Genomic DNA, 23120 nt, shown 5'->3' on the forward strand with positions numbered 1-23120 from the left:
ATTTTTAACCTGAAATGGCGAAACCGCCGTCGACTACCAAGGTGTGACCGTTGACCCATGCAGCCTCTGGCAAGCACAGCAGATACACCGCATCCGCCACATTAGCCGGTAACAGGCTGGGACCGGCAGGGGTACGTGCAGCAAATTCAGACAGAACCTGATCCCGATTGGGAAAGTGACTCAAGGCATCGGTATCCACCACACCAGCAGAGACGGTATTGACGCGAATCCCTCGTGGACCGAGCTCTTGGGCCAACGTCCGGACGAGCGACTCGAGTGCGGCCTTGGAGGCGCCAATAAAGCCGTAATGGGGCATTGCCCGCTGTGCACCGAGACTGGACATTGCCACGATACGACCACCGTTCTTCATCAGAGGGGCCGCGTGCTGAGCCAACAAGTTCACTGCGAAAGCATTGGTTTCGAGACACCAGCGAAAGTGCTTCAGCGTCATATCCATCGCTGGCTTGAGTACCCCCGAGGCAGCATTGCTGATAACGATATCAAGGTGACCGAACTCTTTTGCAATGATTTCAAACATCTCGGCCACGCTATCGGGCACGCCTACGCTCGCCTGAACAGCGATCGCGCGCCGGCCCATCGCGCGAACCTCAGCGCAGACAGCCTCTGCTTCGTCAGAGCTGTTGTAGTAGTTGGCAACAATGTCGCAACCGGCAGAGGCCAATTTCAGGGCACACGCACGACCGATGCCGCGCGCGGCTCCGGTGACCAAAGCAACTTTACCGGATAGGGGCTGACTCATAATGGGGGTAACACTCCTAGGGAAAGTGAAAGTTTAACCAAGATCAAGAAAAGCGACCAATAAGCGCCTCAACTAGTGCCCAGCCATCTTACAATGGAGGATTGATTGATTCATCGCTTACGCTAAAGGAACATGCATGTCCAAGCAGCCTCCAATGCCCGCCATCCCCGCTGTCGTCTCCCAATGGATTCACGGCAAAACCGTGACACACCCAGGTGCACGGAGCCAGGATGTCTTTAATCCCGCGACGGGACAAGCCACACGCAAAGTCGAGCTCGCGAGTCTGGAGACCGTCAACGAGGCTGTTGCCAGCGCCAAAGCCGCCTTCCCTGCCTGGTCGGATACGCCCCCCATCCGCCGCGCACGCATCATGAACAACTTTCTGGCGTTGCTCAATACCCACAAGGACGAGCTCGCCTCGATCATTACTCAGGAGCACGGCAAGGTATTTACCGACGCTCAGGGCGAAGTGATGCGCGGCATCGACATCGTCGAATTTGCCTGCGGTATGCCTCAACTGCTCAAAGGCGACTTTACTGACCAAGTCTCGACCGGCATTGACAACTGGACGTTGCGCCAGCCGCTCGGCGTAGTGGCCGGCATTACGCCGTTTAACTTCCCCTGCATGGTGCCTTGCTGGATGTTCCCCGTCGCGATTGCTGCCGGCAACTGTTTTGTGCTCAAACCCAGCGAGCGCGATCCTTCAGCCTCGATTTTCATGGCTGAGTTGTTTAAGAAAGCAGGCTTGCCCGATGGCGTCTTTAACGTCGTCCAGGGCGACAAGGTCGCCGTCGACGGTTTACTCGAACACCCCGATGTCAAAGCCATCAGCTTTGTGGGCTCGACCCCAATTGCTCAATACATTTACCAGCGCGGTGCTGACCTCGGCAAACGCGTCCAAGCCTTGGGTGGCGCAAAGAACCATATGGTCGTCATGCCCGATGCGGACATCGAACAAGCCGTTGATGGCTTGATTGGCGCAGCCTACGGCTCTGCTGGCGAGCGCTGCATGGCGATCTCTGTCGCGGTGTTGGTTGGCGATGTTGCCGACAAGATTGTGCCTTTGCTCGCCGAACGCGCTAAAACGCTCAAAATTAAAAATGGTCTGGAGCTCGATGCTGAAATGGGACCGATCGTGACCCGTCAGGCACTTGAGCGAATCGAGGGCTATATCGATATTGGTGTCAAAGAAGGCGCCAAATTAGTGGTTGACGGCCGTGGCCATAAAGTCCCCGGCCACGAACAAGGCTTCTTTACCGGTGGCTCACTGTTTGACCATGTCACCCCAGAGATGCGCATCTACAAAGAAGAAATTTTCGGTCCCGTTCTCGGCTGCGTCCGCGTCAAAGATTTCGCTCAGGCTGTCGACCTCATCAATGCGCACGAGTTCGGCAACGGCGTGTCCTGCTATACCCGTGACGGTAACGTCGCCCGTGAATTTGGTCGCCGTATCCAGGTCGGTATGGTCGGAATTAACGTGCCGATCCCTGTGCCCATGGCCTGGCATGGTTTTGGTGGCTGGAAGAAAAGCTTGTTTGGAGACATGCATGCCTATGGGGAAGAAGGCGTGCGTTTCTACACCAAGCAAAAATCCATCATGCAGCGCTGGCCAGAAACCATTGGCAAAGGTGCTGAGTTTGTCATGCCAACCGCCAAGTAAGATCGAGATCAGGGATGACAAAAAGAGCAGTGTGTTTGTTAAGCGGTGGCCTGGACTCGACCACCGTTCTCGCGATCGCGCAAGACGAGGGCTACGAGGTGTTTGCCCTAAGTTTTCGTTATGGACAGCGTCACTCCGTTGAGCTTGAAAAGGCAACGGAATTCGCGCGCGCGCGCGGCGTATCCAAGCATGTCATCCTAGATTTAGATTTACGTAGCTTTGGTGGGTCTGCACTGACGGCCGACATTCCTGTTCCAAAAGGACATTCTGTTGACGATATCAGTGCGGGCATTCCTATTACCTATGTGCCCGCTCGCAATACGATTTTTTTAAGTTTGGCATTGGGGTGGGCCGAGGTTCTTGGTGCACAGGATATATTTGTAGGCGTCAATGCAATGGATTACAGCGGCTATCCCGACTGTCGCCCCGAATACATCGAAGCCTTTGAGCACTTGGGTAACCTTGCCACCAAAGCGGGCGTCGAAGGTCATCAGCGCCTCAAGATTCGGGCGCCTCTGATAGATATGACTAAGGCCGATATTATTCGGCGCGGCATGGAACTCGGCGTCAATTTTGCAGAAACGACGAGTTGCTATGACCCGAGCCCAGAGGGTGCGCCTTGCAAGCAGTGCGATTCATGCTTGCTACGCGCCAAGGGGTTTGCTGAGCTTGGACTGACTGACCCGCTCGATCTCAAGTTCCCTATCTGATCAAGCGACTCTCTAGGCGCTCAATGGCTGAGCTCTATGAGACTGAGCGCGATAGTGATCTAACGCGCTTGAAATGCCAGTGAGAACTCCGGCACGTAGGTCACAAGCATCAACACCACAAACATGATGGCGATAAACGGCCATATCTTTGAAGCGACCTCACCGAGCTTGAGCCCACTGATCGCCATTCCGACAAACAAGCAATATCCGATAGGCGGCGCAGCCATTCCAATCGCAACGTTTGTCACAATGATGGCACCAAAATGAATCGGATCGATTGCAAAGCTCTTAGCAATCGCAATCAACAGTGGCCCAAGCACAACCATGATCGCGATCTCATCCATCACAGCCGCCAACAGGAAAAACGCAATATTCAGAACTAGCAGCATCAACCACTTTTCCTGAATATTCTGCGACAACCATGCTGCTAATTTAGGTGCGAGTTGCTCTTGTGCGATCAAGATGCCGAAGCCCGCTGAAAAAATCACAATTGACATCACGATCGCAGTAATTTTCAGCGAACGCCAGATAATCGGCGAGAGGCTGGCGAAGGTCAGTTGCTTTTCAATCACCATCCCGACGAAGAGCGCATACACGCAACTCACAACCGCGGCCTCCGTTGGCGTAAACACGCCACCGTAAATTCCGCCCAGAACAATCACTGGGGCCAAAAGCGCCCAAACACCTTCGCGTAAAGCTTGTCCAATCTCACGCAGACTCGCGCGTTTCTGTGTCGGGATTTTGTTGCGCTTGGCATGCACCCAGCACACTAGCATCAAACCTAGAGCCATCACGAGTCCTGGCAAGATACCGGCGCTAAATAGCCTGGAAATTGACTGCTCGGCAATCACACCCCAAATCACAAAGGCAATCGAGGGAGGAATGAGTGGTGCCAATACACCGGCACTCACAGCAAGCGCGGTAGCAAAGCCTTTACCATAGCCTCGCTCAGCCATCGCGGGAATCATGATCGCCCCAATCGCGGCTGTCGTGGCAGGCGCAGAGCCAGAAATCGCGGCAAAAATTGCGGCAGCCAAGACAGTGACGTGTCCAAGACCGCCTGTCAGATGACGGACGAAAACATCCGCCACCTTAATTAATCGCGCCGATAAACCGCCTGCTGACATTAACTCGCCAGCAAGCATAAAAAACGGAATCGCCAACAAAGAGAATGACTGCGTCCCCGCGAGGATCGACTGCGGCATCAGTAACGGTTCAATGCCCGCTACAAGCAAGGAAATAGCCACCACTATGCCAATCGCAAACGCAAAAGGCACGCCAAGCAACATCAACACGCCGAAACCAGCCGACAATAACCACGCCACACTACTCATCAAGAGACTCCGCCCAAGGCATGAGCCTCTCAAATGAAAATAAAGCAATCAGCACACCGAAAGCAGGTGCTGCTGCGTAAAGAAATTCAATCGGAAAACCGACAGCAGCCGAAGTCGAACCACGAGTTTCCTGAAAATATCCCCAGCCTGCATAAGTGATGAATAGACCCAAGGCAAGCAGCAATAAGGCAATCAACTTCTCTAGCCACTGGTGCACAGAAGCAGGCAACACATTCAACATCAAATCCATCCTGGCATGCGTCATGCGTCGCACCCCAATGGCTGTCGTGATCACAATGACCCAGGCAAAACCTAGCAAGGCAAGCTCTTCGCTCCAGCTCAGAGACTTGCCAAACACATAACGCAGAAATACTTGCGCCGCCAGGGCGAGAAGCATGAGCAGCACAATCGTGACAGCAGTTAGCTTCAAGACCCTTTCTAAACAATCAAAATAACGGCGCATCTGTATTCCTACTGAGTACTTTTGAAATTACTTCACTGAATCAAGAGCCTGATTGACCATGGACTCACCGACAGTCTTTTTAGCTTTTTCGTACATAGGTTGAACGGTTGCGCGGAAGGCTGCCACGTCACCCACTGTGTTGACCTTCATGCCTTTCTTTTCAAGACCACTGAGCAACGCTTTTTCGTTCTTGTTTGCAGCCAGCCGCTGGATAGCCGTGGCCTGTTTACCGGCTTCGATGACTGCAGCTTTTTGTTCTGCGTTGAGCTTGTCAAACACACGCTTGGAAAGAATCAGCTCAATCGCGGAGTATGTGTGGTTTGTCAGCGACAAGAACTTTGTGACTTCGTACATTTTGCTGCTGTCGATCACTGCGATCGGGATTTCCAGGCCATCAATGGTGCCTTGCTGAACGGCAGTAAAGGTTTCACCCCAAGCCATTGGTACGGCTGCGCCGCCCAAGGAGGTAAACATATCGATGAATACAGGGTTTTGCATCACGCGATATTTCACACCTGTCACGTCAGCGGGAGCAACAACGGGCTTTTTGTTGTTAATCATCTGACGGAAACCGCCTTCCATATAGCCTAATACCATGATGTTTTTCTTGGCTAACAGGGCTGTCAGATCCTGACCCACTTTACCGTCCAAAGCCTTTTGTGCTTGAGCTTCATTTGAGAACAGGAAAGGCAAGTCATTGATCTGGAAAGCAGGTTCGATCTGCGCGATCACGGCGTTGGTAATAATGGCTGAGTCCACCGTACCGAAACGGACACCTTCCATCATTTGCTTTTCATCACCGAGCTGACGGTTAGGATAGAGTTGTACTTGCACTGTGCCTTTAGTCAGCTTTTCGACTGCATCTTTAAATGCGTGCGCACCCACCGCATAGGGATCGGTCGGGCTGTCAGCCGTTGTCCAGCCTAGCTTGAGTACGGTTTGAGCACTCGCCACTGTTGGCATTGAAAATGTGAAAGCTGCAGATACGATGGCCGAAAGAGCCAAGAGGTGACGACGTTTCATGTTTTATCTCCTAGATAGATTGAAACTCATAAATGTATTTAGCGTTAGGCTCGACGACCAGCGAACGGTGCAAACCCGTAAAGCACTTCAGGATTTTGAACCAAAATTTGCTGGCGAAGCGCCTCGGTCGGTAACCATTTAAAAACGGTGTCGGCGATATCGCCATCATTGGGCATCGGTGCCGGAATATTGGGGTGCGGCCAATCAGTTCCCCAGACTAGGCGATCCGTTCGTGTGTTGAGCAAGGCGTCGACAAAGGGCTGAATCGCTGCCCATTTGTTGGCGGGATCGACCACACGGTATGCGCCCGACAACTTCACCCACGCAGTGCCCTCTTGCACGAGTGCGCACATATTTTTAAATCCGGCGTCATGGACGTCAGGCTTGGACGGGTGTCCAAAGTGATCAAAAACGACGGGCACGCCAAGCTTGGAAGCCCAAACTGGAATATCAGGTTGAGCAGCCACATCGACCAAGAACTGGATATGCCAGCCAAACGGCTTAATCCGACGCGCCAAGGACTCAGCATCGCTGAGCTGACTACCGCCAGCAAACAAGATGTTGACTCGCGTGCCTCGCGTTCCTGCCTGATGGAGTCGCTCGATTTCTGCGTCGGTGCTGTCGACCGACAGAACCGCCACAGCGCGTAAACGATCAGCATGCGCACGCATGGTGTCGTACAAGGTACTGTGATCATGTCCATACACAGAGGGATGGACCAACACAGCACGGTCTGCACCAATGCTATTGTTCATCGCCTCGAAGGCTGCCCAAGGTGCAAGCGATGGCGTGTATGAGCGATTTGCGGTGTGAGGATAGACCGCCGGATCCTCAAATACGTGAAAATGGCAGTCAACCGTACCTTCGGGCAAGCGATTCTTTGGGGTAACCAAAGGATCAAAAGGTAAATATTCGGATGTCATCATGATGTAGTGCGATCCCCGGCATTTTTTATATTTGTGACATATTTGTCTGACTGCAATTTAAGCACTAATGGATAAAGAATGCGATTGACGTTCTCCCTGAGTCAAGCACAAACGACCCAGACATTCGGGTAAATACTAATATTGCGCTTCAAAGGGCATGTTTAACAAAAGCAGATGCATAATCAATTGAAAACAGCTTTAACACCAGTCATTTTTCACTCAGGATTCAGGTCATGAAAGCAAGTGTGAAATATATCCTTGCGCTTGATCAAGGCACCACGAGCTCGCGCGCGATTCTCTTTGACGAGAGGGGCGTTATCGTAGATTCGGCACAAAAAGAGTACGCGCAACATTTTCCCCAGCCAGGTTGGGTCGAGCATGATGCTCGGGATATCTGGGCAACACAGTACGAGGTCACACAAACGCTCCTCAAGCGGTGTTCAAGCCCTGAAAATATTGCAGCGCTCGCGATCACGAACCAGCGCGAGACGACCGTTCTATGGGATCGAAAAACCGGTCAACCCGTCGGGCCTGCGATCGTCTGGCAAGATCGCCGAACGGCAGATCAGTGCGCCGCCATGCGCCAGCAAGGGCTGACCGACTTGATTCAAACCAAAACGGGTCTGGTACTCGACGCGTATTTTTCAGGGACCAAGCTGGCTTGGCTGCTGGATAATATTGACGGGGCCAGAGCTCGCGCCCAACGGGGCGAACTTGCTTTTGGTACTGTTGACAGTTGGCTCGCCTGGAATCTGACAGCCGGTCGTAGCCACATCACGGATGTGAGCAATGCTTCACGCACGCTACTGTTTAATTTGCATACTCTGGACTGGGATGACGAGCTGCTGACGCTGCTCAACATTCCACGTGCAGTCTTGCCAAAAGTCGTACCAAGCTCCGGCGCACTCGCGCATACCGAAGCATCGGTACTCGGCCATGCCATTCCTATCGCAGCGATGGTCGGGGATCAACAAGCCGCCACATTCGGGCAAGGCTGTTTTGAATCTGGGATGGCAAAAAACACCTACGGAACAGGATGTTTTATGTTGCTCAATACAGGCACTCAACCTGTGACGAGCCGAAATCATTTATTGACGACTGTGGGCTGGCAGCGCGCAGTGCCGCCAGCGACTTCGATGCAGACAACCTATTGCCTGGAGGCCTCAGTTTTTATGGGAGGGGCCACGATCCAATGGCTACGCGACGGCCTCAACATCATTCAAACTGCCGGCGAGGTCGAAGCACTGGCCCAAAGCGTCGCGGACGTAGGAGATACCTATCTGGTACCGGCATTCACAGGACTCGGGGCGCCCTATTGGGATGGCCATGCGAGAGGGACTCTCATTGGCATGACGCGCGGGACGACCAAGGCGCACATTGCCCGTGCATCGCTTGAAGCGATTGCACTGCAGGTCGCTGATGTGTTTGAAGCAATGGAAAAAGATGCAAGCTTGACCTTGACTGAGTTGCGTGTCGATGGTGGCGCCTCAAAAAACAATTTGTTGCTTCAGATGCAGGCCAATATTCTCGGTGTGCCGGTTGTGCGTCCCAAAATCGTTGAGACGACTGCACTAGGTGCAGCATATCTAGCTGGGCTGGCAGTGGGTCTCTGGTCAGACACGCAGGTCATTTCCGAGCTCTGGCAAGAAGACAGGCGTTTTGAACCACAGTGGTCAGATTCACAGCGCAACGCTAAACGCACGCGCTGGCATCAAGCGGTCGAGCGCGCCAAATCCTGGTCTGAGGACTAAACTACTCAGATGATGACCACACAAAGCAGCTCAGCCAGCCAAGCAGCGCCCTCTTCGCCAATTGCGACTGAGCGTCGCGCTCTGTTTTCTCAACTTGAACGCGAAGCGCCCTTTGATCTGGCCATTATCGGCGGTGGGGCCACAGGTCTGGGGTTGGCACTCGACGCGGCCAATCGTGGTTATTCAGTTGTACTGATCGAGGCAGCAGACTTTGCTAAGGGAACGTCCTCGCGCTCAACCAAACTTGTGCATGGCGGCGTTCGTTACCTTGCGCAGGGCAATATCTCACTGGTGGTCGAAGCCTTGCACGAGCGCGCCACACTTTTGCATAACGCACCGCATCTTGCTCGCGCCTTATCCTTTGTGATGCCCTGCTATCGGTTTTGGGAACAACCATTTTATGGACTTGGCTTACTCATGTACGACCTCCTTGCAGGCCGTCGCAGCCTTGGACGCACGCGCTTTCACGGGGTCGCGGCGACACAGTCCGCACTCCCCAACATCAATACCAAGGGACTCAAGGGCTCAGTACAGTATTGGGATGGCCAATTTGATGACGCGCGACTGGCCATAGGGCTCGCAAGGACCGCAGCTCAACAGGGCGCCACGCTCATCAACTATTGTCGGGCCGTCGAGTTGCTTCACGACGCTGAGAACCATGTTAATGGCATTCTGGCGCAAGACGTCGAAACGGGCCTGCCCTACACGATTCAAGCCAAGTGCGTGGTCAACGCAACAGGTGTCTGGGTCGATGAAATTCGCCACCTTGATGATGAAGCACGCGGAGAAAAAAGTCAGACGATGGTCGCACCTAGTCAGGGGGTCCATGTTGTCGTGGATGGAGATTTTCTGCCAGGCGATCAAGCACTCATTGTTCCCCATACCAGCGATGGACGGGTGCTGTTCGCCGTGCCTTGGCTCGGGAAAGTGATCCTTGGCACCACAGACACACCACGACAAGATCTCAGTCTAGAACCCGAAGCCTTTCAAGAAGAACTTGCGTTCATTTTGCGCGAAGCTGGCCAATACCTGCACCGCGCACCGACACGCGCGGATATAAAAAGCATTTGGGTGGGGCTAAGACCTTTAGTCAAACCGCCGACGGATGCTGCGGGCAATACAAAGAAAATCAGTCGTGAGCACACGGTGCTGGTCAGTCCAGGACACTTAGTGACGGTCACTGGAGGCAAATGGACGACCTATCGCGCCATGGCACAGGATGTTCTCAAGCACTGTATAGATGCCAAGCTTCTAAAGGAAAAAAATCCTTGTTCCACCGAGCAACTCCTCCTTGTCGGCGCCCAATCAGGGCAACCCGTTGAGCATTCGATGCATGAGCGCCCCGGCCTAGCTGCCTATGGTGATGAAGGGGATTTTGTCTCTTCACTTCCAGGTTCCGAACAACAGTTGGGAGGCGGCCTGACTGTCGCAATGGTGCGTTTTGCAGTGCGCTATGAATACGCACGTACCGTTGAGGACGTTCTGGCGAGACGTTCGCGACTGCTATTTTTAGATGCGCGCTTAGCGGGGGCCATTGCTCCTACTGTCAGCGCCATCGTCCACGAGGAAACCGGCAGAGACCCAGAGCTTGCGGCATTTATGGTGCTCGCCGCTCACTACACACATCTGCCACAGTCAGGCACCTAGCTCGCTTGCGCATCCTCCAAGATCAAATCTGCACCGCGCTCAGCGACCATCATCACAGGCGACTGGGTGTTGCCAGACACCATTGCAGGCATGACCGAGGCATCCACGATCCGCAGGCCCCGCAGGCCCTTGAAGCGCAACCTCACATCCACCACGGCCTGATCATCGGTACCCATCCGACAGGTGCCGATTGGGTGATAAATCGTTTGGCCGTTGGCGCGACCAAAATCTAGCCATTGTTCGTCAGTCTGGACGTTTGGGCCCGGACTCATTTCAAAATCAATGAAGCTCGATAACGCTGGTCGGCCCACAATTTGACGTGCAATTCTCATTCCATCAATCAAGGTCTGCTGGTCTTGCTTTGTTGCCAGGAAATTAGGACGAATCGAGGGCCCTTGACCGGGATCATTTGATTTGCAGTGAATACTGCCTTGCGAGGTTGGACGTAATCCAGCCACACCGATTGTCATGCCCGGGGCACTATCTAACTTGCGGATGGCCGCATTGGCATAACTTGCATGCATAAAGAAATATTGCACATCGGGTGTCGGAATTTGAGGTTGAGTTTTGACAAACCCGTGCACCAATCCTGTACCCAATGTGAGCAAGCCTTTTTTGCGCGTAAAGTACTGAAGCGCGGCAACGCCTACTCGCCAGCCTTGAGCGAGCTCGTTCAAGGTCTGCGTATTTTTGACACGCCAGTTCATCCGCGTGGCAAAGTGATCAATGTAGTTTTCTCCAACGCGCGGTGCTGCATGCACGAGTGCAATACCGAGGCGATGCAACAATTCCGGGTCGCCGATGCCCGATAGCTCTAACAACTGTGGTGTTTGTACGGCACCAGCGGCAAGAATGACCTCGCGCTGAGCGTTTACTGTATGAACTTCGCCCTGACTTAGATAGGTCACGCCCGTACAGCGCCCCTCTGACACATTAATCTTGGTGACCAAGGCTCCCGTGCGAATCGTCAAGTTTTTACGTTGACGAACTGGGTTGAGATAGCCCTCCACAACGCTCCAGCGCTGACCGTTTTTTTGGGCCACTTGGTAATAACCAAAACCTTCTTGTGTACGACCGTTGTAATCCTGGGTCAGTGGCTGACCGTCTTGTTCCGCCGCTTGTAACAAGGCATGTGCAAGAGGATAACGCTCGCTCACTTGGTGTATGTGCATGGGACCACTTTTCCCACGCATCTCGTCACCAGGTAAATAGGTTTCCATTTTTTTAAAATACGGTGCAACGTCTTGGGCTGACCAGCCCGTTGCACCGAGTGCCGCCCAGTGGTCGTAATCCTGTGGCTGACCATGCACATAAATCATGCCGTTGATCAGACTTGAGCCCCCTAAACCCTTACCGCGAGGAATCGCGATTTTGCGCCCTAAGGTATTGTCCTCAGGTTCGGTTTCAAAACGCCAGTTGTAGATCGGATCGTTGAGCAACTTGGTGAAACCCGCAGGAATCTTGATCCACATACTTTTGGGCTCACCACCTGCCTCAAGCATCAGAACCGTATAGCGCCCATTGGCCGTCAAGCGATTCGCCAATACGCAGGCGGCCGTCCCGCCACCTACAATCACGTAGTCGAACTGTTCCATTACTTTGCGACTCCCATAAAGTCCGCCATCAATTCAATCTGACATTCGAGCATTGGCAACCCAAACTGTATACGACAGCCTTTTGCCTGCGCAGCTAGCAACAAGGGTGTCCAGACGGGAGTCATAATGATTTCCGCAACCGTTTGACTCGAACTCAGGCCACTGACATCTAAAGGCATTGGATCACCTGGCTGCATACCCAAAGTCGTTGCATTGACAACCAAATCATAACCAGCAGGATTGGCACCCACGGCGGCCATCGGGACTGCCGGATAAACGGTCTGTAGTCGCGTGATGATGTCTTGTGCCTTTGTCTGCGTACGGTTGTAGAGATTTAGGCAAGCCACTCCCGCATCCGCCAGAGCAAAAGCAATCGCCTTGGCGGCCCCTCCGGCACCACACAGCAACACACGCAGCCCCTTGGGTTCAATGCCGGACTGACGCAACCCCCCTACAAAACCTTGTCCATCCAGAATATCTCCGGACAGACTGCCATCTGAATTACGGCGCACAATATTGACGGCACCGACAAGACGCGCAGCAGGCGTGATGTCATCGCACAAGTCAACCATCGCTGTTTTATGCGGTACGGTGGCAATCATGCCGCCAAAGTTCAGTACGCCTCGCAGGGCCTGCACAAAGACTGGCAAATTCTCTGGGGCCACATGCATGGGGACCAACACGCCATCTGTGCCTCTTTTATCGAAGACTTTACGCATCGTTTGTGGCGTCTTGACCTGCGAGACTGGATCGGCCACGATGCCATAGAGTCGCGTGCTTCCTGTGATTTCCATCATAATGTCAGCTAGTTATTGATTTTCAGACTTTGATGCTGGAGTTTACTCATGAATCGATTCAAAAAACTCGCTCGCATTCTGTCAATTGCGCTCTGGCCTGCCCTCTGGCCTGCGCTGGGTTTAGCGGCACCCGTTCAACACCATACCTTTACGACGTCAGACGGGGTTCGCCTGCATTACATCGAGGCAGGTCGTGGCAACAAAACAATTGTGCTGATTCCGGGCTGGCTGATGCCGGCAGCCGTATTTGAAAAGCAATTCGAAGCACTCTCGTCCACCTACAGAGTCTTGGCGCTGGACCCAAGGTCGCAAGGACTCTCTGAAGTCACCAAACTTTCTCACGCCCCTAAGCGACGGATTGAAGATATCGCTGAGTTTTTAAAAGCCACCAAAGTCGGAGACTTTGTGCTGGCGGGGTGGTCGCTGGGTGTGCTGGAATCACTTGATTACGTCGCCAACTACAAACCTCAAGGTCTAAAGGGTTTGATTTTGATTGACAACTCTGTCGGCGAGGGCAAACCACCGGCAGGACGTCGTTCGAATTTTGCTCAAACAATGAACGATCCAGTCAAGCGTGAGCAATATATGCGAACCTTTAGCCAGGACATTTATCGCAAAACACCTCCGCCATTATTGGCACAAGCTGTCCTTGACTCTGCACTTCAAGCCGCCCCAAATGTCGCTATCCAGTTACTCAATCAGCCCTACCCGCGCACCTATTGGAGCGAAACGCTACAAAAACAGCAAGTACCCGTTCTCTTTGCCATCAGACCTTGGCTCAAAGAGCAAGGAGACGCACTGCAAAAAAAACGTGCCCGAGATCTCATCACCATCGAAATGTTTGACAAGGCTGGGCACGCATTATTTGTAGATGAGCCTGAGAGTTTTAATCAGGCCGTTTTAAAGTTTAGTCAGCAAGCCTTTGCGCGTAAAAAATGAGCAGGAGAAAGAATGCGCAGAGAACGTTGCGCCTTATTAATTAATTTTGACGACGCACAACCTGGACGTTGCTTCGCTCATTAGTTTTGTTGTAACTGAATGCAAAGGGCAAAGGCTTTACATTTGTCGACTCACGGTAGGCCTTAGCAAGCGACTCTTGCTTTTTACGATTAAACAACTCGTGTGGATACAAAAAACCACCATATAAATCCACCGGACCAATCTGTGCCAAATAGGTGTAATTCAGACCTGTCTCATCCTGCACCACCATGGTGGCGTTTTCCACCAAAATATCTCGCATCACAGAGAAATAGGTTTCCTGAAGTAAATGGGAGGCGGCTTTAATCAGTACGGGGTTTTTTGCTTCGCGAGCCAGCCACTTGCGCATTGGCTCGTTCTTGGTCAGGCTAGCATCTGATAAGTCTAGGCTGACGTAATCCAGCGTAACAGGCTTACCTGCCTTGCTGAGTACCAACCGCACTGACTTCCATTGACCCGTTGTGCTTTTGATAAAGGTATCAGACTGTTCATCATAGACAATGGGATAAATATCCATGACATCAAAGCCAGAGTACAGCGCAAACGTTGACAAAATCGTCGTCACACCAATCGGCGCAAACTGATCACGCTGGTCTTCATTTAAATCATCTGTCCGGAAAAAGGCCAGTCGACTGAACTTCATCCATTCGCGCATAAACTTTGCTTGAAAGCCTTGAGCACGGGCGGCTGGCATGGTGGCGAGCGTGACTGGAGCACCAGCGGCTTGCATAGCAACCATGACATAACGATCAGCTTTTGGAAAAGCGTGCGCGAGCGTCACAAAGTCAGGGCCAGAGAAGGGATAAAAGACCGTACCGCCCTCTTTGGGTTTAATTTCTGCTGCAGCAAAATTTGTGAGTGGCTGACCGATGGTCTTTTGATAAAAGTCCCAAGCACCATCGGCTTGTGTTTTAAGCGCACCTTGCAAAAAGGGAAAGGCAGGCGCGGGTTGCTGCGCAGTCGGCAAATAAAGCCCGAGGGTTTGCGTAGCCGACGCACTGCCAAATGTTGAGAATGCTCCAAACAGCATCAATGCTGCAGTGGTTACAAGTTTTTTCATCATGCTCGTCGGCCAACACTTCATCACGCAAGAACCCCATCAAAAAAAGAAAATGATCAGACCGACTTGAGTAGGCTGAGGCCACCCATGTAAGGACGCAAGACTTCGGGCACCACAATGCTTCCGTCGGCTTGCTGGTAGTTTTCCAGGACAGCGACCAGCGCACGACCCACTGCAAGGCCAGAGCCATTCAATGTGTGGACAAATTCTGGCTTGCCACCCTCGACACGCGTACGTGCCTGCATGCGACGGGCTTGGAAGGTTTCGCAGTTGGAAACTGAAGAAATTTCACGCCAAGTATTTTGCGCGGGCAACCACACCTCTAAGTCATAGGTTTTGGTGGCACCGAAACCCATATCGCCTGTGCACAACAACATGACGCGATAAGGCAAACCCAGTAGCTGCAATACCTTTTCCGCATGGCCTGCCATGTCTTCCAGCGCCTGATAAGAGGTATCGGCCGCAACAATCTGCACCATTTCAACCTTGTCGAACTGGTGCTGACGAATCAGACCTCGCGTGTCGCGTCCTCCACTGCCTGCTTCGGAACGAAAACAAGGCGTATGCGCCGTCAAGCGAATCGGTAAGTCTGCGGCAGGCACGATCGTGTCACGCACCATACTGGTTAAGGTGATCTCCGATGTCGAAATCAAATACTGCTCTTCGCCCGCAACCACATTGCCCTGCTCATCAAGAGTGGGCTCATCTCCCCCACGCGTGACCCAAAACATATCGTTTTTAAATTTTGGCAACTGCCCAGTCCCCATCAGGGTGGATGCATTGACGATATAAGGGGTGTAACACTCGGTGTAGCCATGTTGCTCAGTCTGGAGATCCAGCATGAACTGCGCAAGCGCACGATGCAAACGAGCCATGGAACCGCGCATGAAACTAAAACGCGCACCAGAGAGCTTGGCTGCCACATCAAAATCTAAACCAATCGACTCGCCGAGTGTGACATGGTCCTTGGGCTCGAAACCGAGCGCTTGAGGGTCACCAGTGCTTGGATCTGGGCTGGGTACCCAACGACGCACCTCAACATTACCCTCGCTATCTGCGCCCAAAGGCACGCTCTCATGCGGCATGTTGGGGATCGACATCAACATATCGTTGAGCTGAACCTGGATCTCAGAAAGGTCCAGTTCAAGTGCTTTCAGTCTGGCGGGGATCGCCTGGGACTCGGCCAAGACTGCCGAGGCATCTTCGCCACGGGACTTGAGCGCACCGATTTGCTTGGCGAGCGCATTGCGTTGTGCTTGAAGATTTTCCGTCTCGGTCTGGACTGATTTACGACGGGTCTCTAGGCTATTAAAAGCATCCATTGGGAACGCAAAGCCACGACTGGCTAAGCGACGCACGACGGATTCGAGGTCTTTACGTAACAACGCTGGGTCAAGCATGATCTGTGAAATAAATGACTAGTGAATCGCGTATTGTATCCGCCGCAGCAACCAAGCCACCACGGATAAGGCCCCTACACTCAATAACCAGATCAAGACCATCCATCCCCAGCGTTTCATGCTGTTTCCTAGTGGTAATCGTGGGTAGGACCCACTTTGCCGCGAAAGACCCAATACGCGTAAGCGCTGTAAGCCAAAATAATGGGAATCAGAAACACTGCCCCGACCAAAAGGAATTTCAGGCTATTGTCTGGCGCCGCAGCCTGCCAGAGCGTAACGGATGAGGGCACCATGTAGGGAAAAAAGCTAATCACCAGCCCGATGTAAGACAAAACAAAGAGCCCTTGAACGGCTAAAAAGGACATCAGCGGACGGTTGACCTGAAGTCCGCGGAACAAGCAAAAAGCGCAGACCAAGACCAACAACGGAACCGGCGCCACAAAAAGCATGGCCGGCCAGGCAAACCACTTTTGCATGAAATGCTCATGCAAAAAGGGAGAAATACCACTGACCAGTACGATTAGACCCAACATCACTATACCCAGACCAGCCGTCGCCCGTTTCGCACGCTGCTCAACCGCCCCATCGGTCTTGAGAACAAGCCAAGTCGCTCCCAGCAAGGCATAACCGATCACCAAAGCCAGGCCGGTCAGTAAGCTAAAGGGCGATAACCAGTCCCACCAGCCACCCGCATACGCGCGTCCCGAAATTTGAATTCCTTGGACCAGTGCCCCAAGTGCGACACCTTGTGCAAACGTGGCGACGAGAGAACCGCCTGCGAAAGCCCAATCCCAAATATATTTACTATTTTTGCTCTTCCAGCGAAATTCGAACGCAACGCCACGAAATACCAACGCAAGCAACATGATGATGATTGGCGCGTACAAGGCCGGCATGATGATTGAATAGGCCAATGGAAAGACGGCAAACAACCCTCCCCCACCCAAAACAAGCCAAGTTTCATTGCCATCCCATACAGGTGCGACCGAATTCATCATCAAGTCACGTTCTTGTTCGGTTTTGGCCCAAGGAAACAAGATCCCAACACCAAGATCAAAACCATCTAGAACAACATAGGCCAGTACGGCAAAAGCGATCAATCCCGCCCAAATCAATGCGTAATCGAGTGTCATTTGTGATCCCCTTGGGCGCCAGTTAAGCCTGTTTGGGTGCTTTTTGCAGCAAGAGTGGGTCCAGGCACAATGCCTGCAGCGCGAATCGGCTCATGAATAGATAAATCAGCTGTGCCTGCAGCGCCGACAACAGGCGCGGTCTTCATGAGGCGCAGTATGTAGTAGACCCCCGCACCGAACAAAGAAAAATACACAATGACAAAGGCCGCTAAAGAAAAGGCAATGGCAGTGGCATCAATCGGCGAGGCAGAATCTGCTGTGCGCAATAAGTTGTAGACAGTGAAGGGTTGGCGACCCACTTCAGTCACAATCCAGCCCGATAAGACTGCGATGAAACCAGAGGGACCCATCACCAGCGCCAACCGGTGCATCATCGGCGTGTCGTACAAACGACCTCGATAACGCAACCACAGGCTCCACAAACCCACGCACAACATCAACATGCCAATACCGACCATGGAGCGAAAGGCGAAAAACACAATGCCCAACGGTGGACGATCCGCCGCCGGAGTAGCGTTGATACCAGGCACGACACCGTCAAAGGTGTGGGTCAAAATCAAACTGCTCAAATAAGGAATGGAGATCGCATAATCAATCCGAGATTCTTTGGCATTTGGAATGCCAATCAAAATGAGCGGAGCCTTGCCCAACGACTCGGTATGCCCCTCCATGGCAGCAATCTTGGCCGGCTGATGCGCAAGCGTATTGAGTCCGTGTGCATCACCTGCAAAAATCTGAATGGGAGCAACAATCGCAGCCATCCACATTGCCATCGAAAACATCACGCGCGTCGCGGCTTGACGGTCCGGCGATGGCAAAGCCCCGGGTTGTTGCAATCGCTTGCGCTCTTTAAGAAGATGAAAGGCGGCGACGCCACCCACCACAAACGCAGTCGTCAAATACGCTGCCAACAACATGTGAACCAAGCGATAAGGGAACGAAGGATTAAAGATGACCTTGAACCAGTCTTCGACAATAAACTGTCCCACCTCGTTGATGGAATAGCCCGCGGGTGTCTGCATCCAACTATTAACAGACAAAATCCAAAAAGCTGACATAAAGGTGCCCAAGGCCACCATCGCTGTGGCAAAGAAGTGCAGTTTTGGACCCACTCTTGCCCGGCCAAACAACATCACGCCAAGAAAACCCGCCTCGAGGAAAAAGGCAGACATCACCTCGTAGCCCATCAACGGACCAAGCACTGGACCAGTCTTGTCCGCAAACACACTCCAATTGGTACCGAACTCATAACTCATGACGATGCCGGACACCACACCCATACCAAAGGCGACTGCGAAGATTTTTTTCCAGTAGTTGAACAAAGAAAGATAGACCTCCTTGCCTGTCCAGAGATGCAAGCCATTGAGCACAGCCAAGTAGCTCGCCAAACCGATGGAGAAAGCGGGGAAAACAATGTGAAAGCTCACCGTAAAGGCAAATTGAATGCGGGCAAGCGTCAATGCATCTAACCATTCCATCGCACTACTCCTTGTTACTTTCTTGAGCTTGTCGATCTTTCTCGCGTAATTGCGCAAGTTTTTCGGCAATCTTTATTTCCAAACCGCGGGGGACAGGTTGATACCACTGTGGCTCACGCATCCCTTCTGGCAAATATGACTCTCCTGCCGCGTACGCATCGGGCTCATCGTGTGCATACCGATATGCGTGGCCATGACCCAGCTCTTTCATGAGCTTAGTCGGAGCGTTTCGCAGATGAACGGGCACTGGCAAAGAGGCACCTTTTTTAACAAATGCAACAGCTTGATTGTAGGCCTGATAACCCGCGTTACTTTTTGCTGCCACTGCTAAATATAAGGTCGCCTGCGCTAAGGCCAACTCGCCCTCGGGGGAACCAAGCCGCTCATAGGTCAAGGCTGCGTCGTTGGCTATTTGCATGGCGCGAGGGTCGGCCAGTCCAATATCCTCCCATGCCATGCGCACAATGCGTCTGGCAAGGTATTTTGGATCTGCGCCACCGTCGAGCATACGCGTGAGCCAGTAAAGTGCGGCATCAGGGTTTGATCCGCGCACTGACTTATGCAGGGCCGAAATCTGATCGTAAAAATTATCCCCGCCTTTATCAAAGCGCCGTGCGCTCATACTAAGGGCATTTTCGACCAGACTTGCATCAACTTGTGTTGTGCCAGCGTTTTCCGCTGCCACACTCGCTTGCTCAAGGAGACTCAAAAAACGACGTGCATCGCCATCCGCGTAACCAATCAAGGTATCCAGTGCAGCATCTGCAAAACTGAGCTCTTTCAGCACCGTCTGCTGGGCGCGCAGCAACAGTTCACGTAACTCTGTTTCATCAAGAGATTGCAGCACATAGACCTGCGCACGAGACAACAAGGCCGCATTCACTTCAAAGGATGGGTTTTCAGTCGTCGCACCAATAAAAGTGACTAACCCTGATTCGACAAACGGTAACAGCGCATCCTGCTGGGCTTTGTTAAAGCGATGGATCTCATCGACAAACAGGAGCGTCCGACGCCGATATTGATCCAGCGTCATCTGCGCCTCATCCATCGCGGCACGGATTTCTTTGACCCCTGCAAAGACCGCGGAAATCGCGATAAATGCGCAATCAAACGCATTGGCAGTCAAACGCGCAAGAGTGGTCTTGCCGACACCGGGCGGGCCCCACAAAATCATGGAGTGAGGGCGTCCCGATTCGAACGCGACACGCAAAGGTTTGCCGGGCCCAAGCAAATGCTTTTGTCCGACGACCTCGTCTAGTGTCCGGGGCCTTAGGGCCTCGGCCAGAGGCGCTTTGGGTGAGGCTTTAAATAAATCAGCCATCGCAAGAACAGATCTCTGAGGTGGCTGAGAAAGTCATCATTGCATCCTGACGACATCAGCCCCTTTGGGGGCAACAAAATCAAAATTACTGGCCGACAAACCGGGGTTGCGCATGAGCGCAGTCAACTCCACGTGCGTGGTCTGACCAAAAGCATCTAACAAAATAATTCGATGTGGAATGCCATCTTTGAAACCAAGATCGACATGGACAAAACCCGCATCGGTTTGCTTAGGCTTGGCCCGAAGCCAAACTAAAGCTTCTCGATCTGGAAGCGCCATGACTTCAAACGACTGCTCAAGGGAGCCGGAACCAAATAAAATCGCAGCGGGTGAAGCACCGATTGCTTGGTTAACCTGACGGACTGTGACCTGATTGAGATCCGGATCAAACTGATAAATTTCGCGTCCATTGGACACAATTTGCTGCTCGTAGGGCTTCAGTACGTCCCACTTGAAACGCCCTGGGCGCATAAATAAAAATCTTCCGCGCTGGGGAGGCTTTGTTTGTCCCTGAGGTCCAACGGTGTATTGCGAAAACTCACCACTGGCGGATTGCACTTGCGCCACAAAAGTCCGCAGCTGTTCACGTGCTGTGTCGGCTCGGGCAGGCGCTGCGAGACCCAAGCTTGCCACAACCAACATACCGGACAATGCAAACAAGCGCATTTTTGAAAAAAGAGACATCCGGATTATTCCTCGCGGGGCACATTAGGGGCGAGAATTTCACGATTCCCGTTGGACTGCATCGTCGATACCAATCCAGAGTTTTCCATTTGCTCGAGCAAGCGTGCCGCGCGGTTGTAACCAATCCGCAAGTGACGCTGCACTAGAGAGATTGAAGCACGCCGATGCTTGAGCACCACCTCAACAGCCTGGTCGTACATGGGGTCCGCCTCGGCATTGGCCATCCCTGTCACGCTGCTCACACCATCCCCAGTTTCACCCTCGGAACTGCCCTCGAGCAAGCCATCGATATAGTCCGGCTCGCCTTGTGACTTGAGTGACTCTACAACACGATGCACCTCTTCGTCAGAGACAAACGCCCCGTGAACGCGCACAGGCAAACCCGTACCAGGTGGCATATACAACATATCGCCCTGACCTAGGAGCGCCTCTGCGCCCATTTGGTCGAGAATCGTGCGCGAATCGATCTTGGACGAAACCTGAAAAGCGATACGGGTCGGAATATTGGCCTTGATGAGACCGGTAATGACATCGACGCTTGGACGCTGTGTCGCCAAAATCAGGTGGATCCCAGCAGCCCGCGCTTTTTGAGCCAACCGGGCAATCAATTCTTCGATTTTCTTGCCTACGACCATCATCAAGTCGGCCAACTCGTCGATCACCACCACGATCGTGGGCAACTCTTTGAGTGGCTCAGGAGCATCGGGTGTCAGGGAGAACGGGTTGGCGATCGGCTCCTCGCGTTTGATTGCCTCGCGAATTTTGTTGTTGTAACCAGTCAGGTTACGCACACCGAGCTTGCTCATCAGGCGATAACGCTTTTCCATCTCCCCCACACACCAATTGAGCGCATTTGCAGCTTGGCGCATGTCGGTGACCACCGGTGCCAAGAGGTGAGGAATCCCCTCGTACACGCTCATCTCGAGCATCTTTGGATCAATCAAAATTAAACGCGTCTGCGAAGCGTCTGCTTTGTAGAGGAGCGACAAAATCATCGCATTGATGCCGACGGACTTACCAGAACCGGTCGTACCAGCCACGAGCAGGTGGGGCATTTTGGCGAGGTCTGCGACAACCGGATTGCCAGCAATGTCCTTGCCGAGCGCCATGGTGACCACAGAGGCACTTGAATGATAGACCTGAGAACCCAAAATCTCCGACAGTTTGACCATTTGTCGGCGCGGGTTAGGGAGCTCAAAGCCCATCAGATTTTTACCCGGAATCGTCTCGACGACACGGATACTCACCAAGCTCAGCGCACGCGCCAAATCCTTAGCCAAGTTGACAATCTGGCTGCCTTTGACCCCTGTCGCCGGCTCAATTTCATAGCGCGTAATCACGGGACCAGCCTGCGCGGCCACCACCTGAACGGTGACGCCAAAGTCCGCCAGTTTTTTCTCAATCAAACGAGAGGTGTATTCAATCGTTTCATCTGAAACTGTCTCAAAGGCCTCACCGGGCTGGTCCAACAAACTCAACGCAGGCAAGTCACCCGTCACCGTAGGTTCGATAAATAGCGATTGTTGCTTTTCTTTTTGCACACGCTCGGACTTTTCCACCACCACAATCGCCGGCTCAATACGCACAGGTTGTTCGTGGACGATTTTTTCGTGTTTAGCCTCAACCTGCTCATGCCTGACCGCTTGTGCGACCTGACCTGCGCGGCGATCTTGTCTGGCGGTGCGACCATCCTTGACCTTGAGCCATACCCATTCAAGGCCGCTTCCCACTTTTTCAGCAATAGCCAACCAGGAAAAACCAAAAAACAAACTACAGCCAAAAATAATTAAGGCCAATAAAATCAATGTGCTACCGGAAAATCCAACGGCAGAGGACAAGAAACCAGACCAGACGTGACCAATGACACCCCCTGCACCGCTGGTGAAATCAGTGCGGCCGGGCAACTGCATCCCCCAGGAACTCAGGCGATACGCCTCCAGCCCGACGGAACCCAGCAAAACCATAAAAAATCCGATGCCCTGCTCCCAACGAACGCGCGCAAGGGTTTCAGGTTCGCCGCGGGTGCGAATTTGGTTGGCCAGACGCAAATAGCCTGCGCGGACCCGATGGAGCAACAAAATCACCAGCCACCAGGCTGAAAAACCGAATAAATACAACAAGACATCTGAAATATAGGCGCCAATCAGACCACCACGGTTGTGAAGCTCTGTGGCGTCTCGTCCAAAAGAGTGAGACCAGCCTGGATCGCTGCCATTCCAAGTCGCCAGGACCAGCGTCAACCAAGCGGCCAAGGCGGCGAATACGATCCAGCGCGCCTCCCGGAGGATCGAGAGTATTCGAGTTTGCATCACCGAAGGCCCGTTTCGGGTATTTCGGGTCGATCGCGAAGTCCGCGTTGTGGCTGGGGAAAGTCTAGGCATAGTCGCCATTATAATTTGC

Annotated in this window: 20 protein-coding genes; 5 read left to right on the forward strand and 15 right to left on the reverse strand. The window is 52.8% G+C overall.

Annotation, left to right across the window (positions count from 1 at the left end; all coding sequences use genetic code 11):
* Positions 1–4: 4 nt before the first annotated feature.
* Positions 5–760, reverse strand: a complete 756-nt coding sequence (gene fabL / locus WBJ47_RS09665; protein WP_422246599.1) for an enoyl-[acyl-carrier-protein] reductase FabL — start codon at positions 758–760, stop codon at positions 5–7.
* A 154-nt stretch (positions 761–914) separates the two neighbouring features.
* Between fabL and WBJ47_RS09670 the strand changes: the two genes are divergently transcribed.
* Together WBJ47_RS09670 and queC are read left to right on the forward strand one after the other, a co-directional pair.
* Entirely contained in the window at positions 915–2420 is a 1506-nt protein-coding gene (locus WBJ47_RS09670) for a CoA-acylating methylmalonate-semialdehyde dehydrogenase (RefSeq protein ID WP_422246664.1), read from the forward strand.
* Between the two features lie 14 nt (positions 2421–2434).
* A complete protein-coding gene (queC, locus tag WBJ47_RS09675; RefSeq protein WP_422246601.1) occupies positions 2435–3130 on the forward strand; it encodes a 7-cyano-7-deazaguanine synthase QueC in 696 nt (231 codons plus the stop codon).
* A gap of 59 nt (positions 3131–3189) precedes the next feature.
* On the opposite strand, the gene WBJ47_RS09680 is transcribed toward queC, so the two are convergent.
* Genes WBJ47_RS09680 through WBJ47_RS09695 form a run of 4 tightly spaced genes read right to left on the reverse strand, consistent with a single transcriptional unit; the run spans position 3190 to position 6876 of the window.
* The gene (locus WBJ47_RS09680; RefSeq protein ID WP_422246603.1) at positions 3190–4464 is read right to left on the reverse strand and encodes a TRAP transporter large permease; all 1275 of its coding nucleotides are present in this window, start codon (positions 4462–4464) and stop codon (positions 3190–3192) included.
* Complete coding sequence (locus WBJ47_RS09685) at positions 4457–4894, reverse strand: TRAP transporter small permease (RefSeq protein WP_422246605.1); 438 nt, start codon at positions 4892–4894, stop codon at positions 4457–4459. The genes WBJ47_RS09680 and WBJ47_RS09685 overlap by 8 nt, the downstream gene beginning before the upstream one ends.
* 60 nt (positions 4895–4954) lie before the next feature.
* Positions 4955–5950 carry a TRAP transporter substrate-binding protein gene (locus WBJ47_RS09690; protein WP_422246607.1) on the reverse strand — a complete coding sequence of 332 codons (996 nt, stop codon included), beginning with the start codon at positions 5948–5950 and terminating at the stop codon, positions 4955–4957.
* A 44-nt stretch (positions 5951–5994) separates the two neighbouring features.
* A complete protein-coding gene (locus WBJ47_RS09695) occupies positions 5995–6876 on the reverse strand; it encodes an amidohydrolase family protein (RefSeq protein WP_422246609.1) in 882 nt (293 codons plus the stop codon).
* Positions 6877–7109: 233 nt separating this feature from the next.
* Here WBJ47_RS09695 and glpK point away from each other — a divergent pair, with 233 nt between their 5' ends.
* Positions 7110–8627 (forward strand): glycerol kinase GlpK, encoded by a 1518-nt coding sequence (gene glpK / locus WBJ47_RS09700; RefSeq protein WP_422246610.1) that lies wholly within the window; start codon positions 7110–7112, stop codon positions 8625–8627.
* A gap of 9 nt (positions 8628–8636) precedes the next feature.
* A complete protein-coding gene (locus WBJ47_RS09705; protein WP_422246612.1) occupies positions 8637–10274 on the forward strand; it encodes a glycerol-3-phosphate dehydrogenase/oxidase in 1638 nt (545 codons plus the stop codon).
* On the opposite strand, the gene WBJ47_RS09710 is transcribed toward WBJ47_RS09705, so the two are convergent.
* Both WBJ47_RS09710 and WBJ47_RS09715 read right to left on the reverse strand, forming a co-directional pair.
* Positions 10271–11869, reverse strand: coding sequence for a GMC family oxidoreductase (locus WBJ47_RS09710; protein WP_422246614.1), 1599 nt, complete (start codon positions 11867–11869; stop codon positions 10271–10273). The two genes, WBJ47_RS09705 and WBJ47_RS09710, sit on opposite strands and share 4 nt — an antisense overlap.
* Positions 11869–12666, reverse strand: coding sequence for a shikimate dehydrogenase family protein (locus WBJ47_RS09715; protein WP_422246616.1), 798 nt, complete (start codon positions 12664–12666; stop codon positions 11869–11871). Before WBJ47_RS09715 ends, WBJ47_RS09710 begins: the two co-directional genes overlap by 1 nt.
* Positions 12667–12714: 48 nt before the next feature.
* On the opposite strand from WBJ47_RS09715, the gene WBJ47_RS09720 reads away from it, so the two are divergent.
* Positions 12715–13605, forward strand: coding sequence for an alpha/beta fold hydrolase (locus tag WBJ47_RS09720; RefSeq protein ID WP_422246618.1), 891 nt, complete (start codon positions 12715–12717; stop codon positions 13603–13605).
* Between the two features lie 40 nt (positions 13606–13645).
* On the opposite strand, the gene WBJ47_RS09725 is transcribed toward WBJ47_RS09720, so the two are convergent.
* The 8 genes from WBJ47_RS09725 to WBJ47_RS09760 are packed head-to-tail and all read right to left on the reverse strand — an operon-like array spanning position 13646 to position 23101.
* Positions 13646–14707, reverse strand: coding sequence for a hypothetical protein (locus tag WBJ47_RS09725; RefSeq protein ID WP_422246620.1), 1062 nt, complete (start codon positions 14705–14707; stop codon positions 13646–13648).
* Positions 14708–14760: 53 nt separating this feature from the next.
* Positions 14761–16104: a serine--tRNA ligase gene (serS, locus tag WBJ47_RS09730; RefSeq protein WP_422246621.1), complete on the reverse strand. Its 1344-nt coding sequence runs from the start codon at positions 16102–16104 to the stop codon at positions 14761–14763.
* Positions 16105–16122: 18 nt separating this feature from the next.
* On the reverse strand, positions 16123–16224 hold the full coding sequence (locus tag WBJ47_RS09735; RefSeq protein WP_422246623.1) for a DUF2474 family protein: 102 nt from the start codon (positions 16222–16224) through the stop codon (positions 16123–16125).
* Between the two features lie 8 nt (positions 16225–16232).
* A complete protein-coding gene (gene cydB, locus WBJ47_RS09740; RefSeq protein WP_422246624.1) occupies positions 16233–17237 on the reverse strand; it encodes a cytochrome d ubiquinol oxidase subunit II in 1005 nt (334 codons plus the stop codon).
* Positions 17234–18715 carry a cytochrome ubiquinol oxidase subunit I gene (locus tag WBJ47_RS09745; protein WP_422246626.1) on the reverse strand — a complete coding sequence of 494 codons (1482 nt, stop codon included), beginning with the start codon at positions 18713–18715 and terminating at the stop codon, positions 17234–17236. Before WBJ47_RS09745 ends, cydB begins: the two co-directional genes overlap by 4 nt.
* Positions 18716–18719: 4 nt before the next feature.
* Entirely contained in the window at positions 18720–20036 is a 1317-nt protein-coding gene (locus WBJ47_RS09750) for a replication-associated recombination protein A (protein ID WP_422246628.1), read from the reverse strand.
* Between the two features lie 36 nt (positions 20037–20072).
* The gene (gene lolA, locus WBJ47_RS09755; protein ID WP_422246630.1) at positions 20073–20720 is read right to left on the reverse strand and encodes an outer membrane lipoprotein chaperone LolA; all 648 of its coding nucleotides are present in this window, start codon (positions 20718–20720) and stop codon (positions 20073–20075) included.
* Between the two features lie 5 nt (positions 20721–20725).
* A complete protein-coding gene (locus tag WBJ47_RS09760; protein WP_422246631.1) occupies positions 20726–23101 on the reverse strand; it encodes a DNA translocase FtsK in 2376 nt (791 codons plus the stop codon).
* Positions 23102–23120 lie beyond the last annotated feature (19 nt).

The organism is Zwartia sp. (assembly GCF_049655405.1).
Lineage (GTDB): Bacteria > Pseudomonadota > Gammaproteobacteria > Burkholderiales > Burkholderiaceae_B > Zwartia.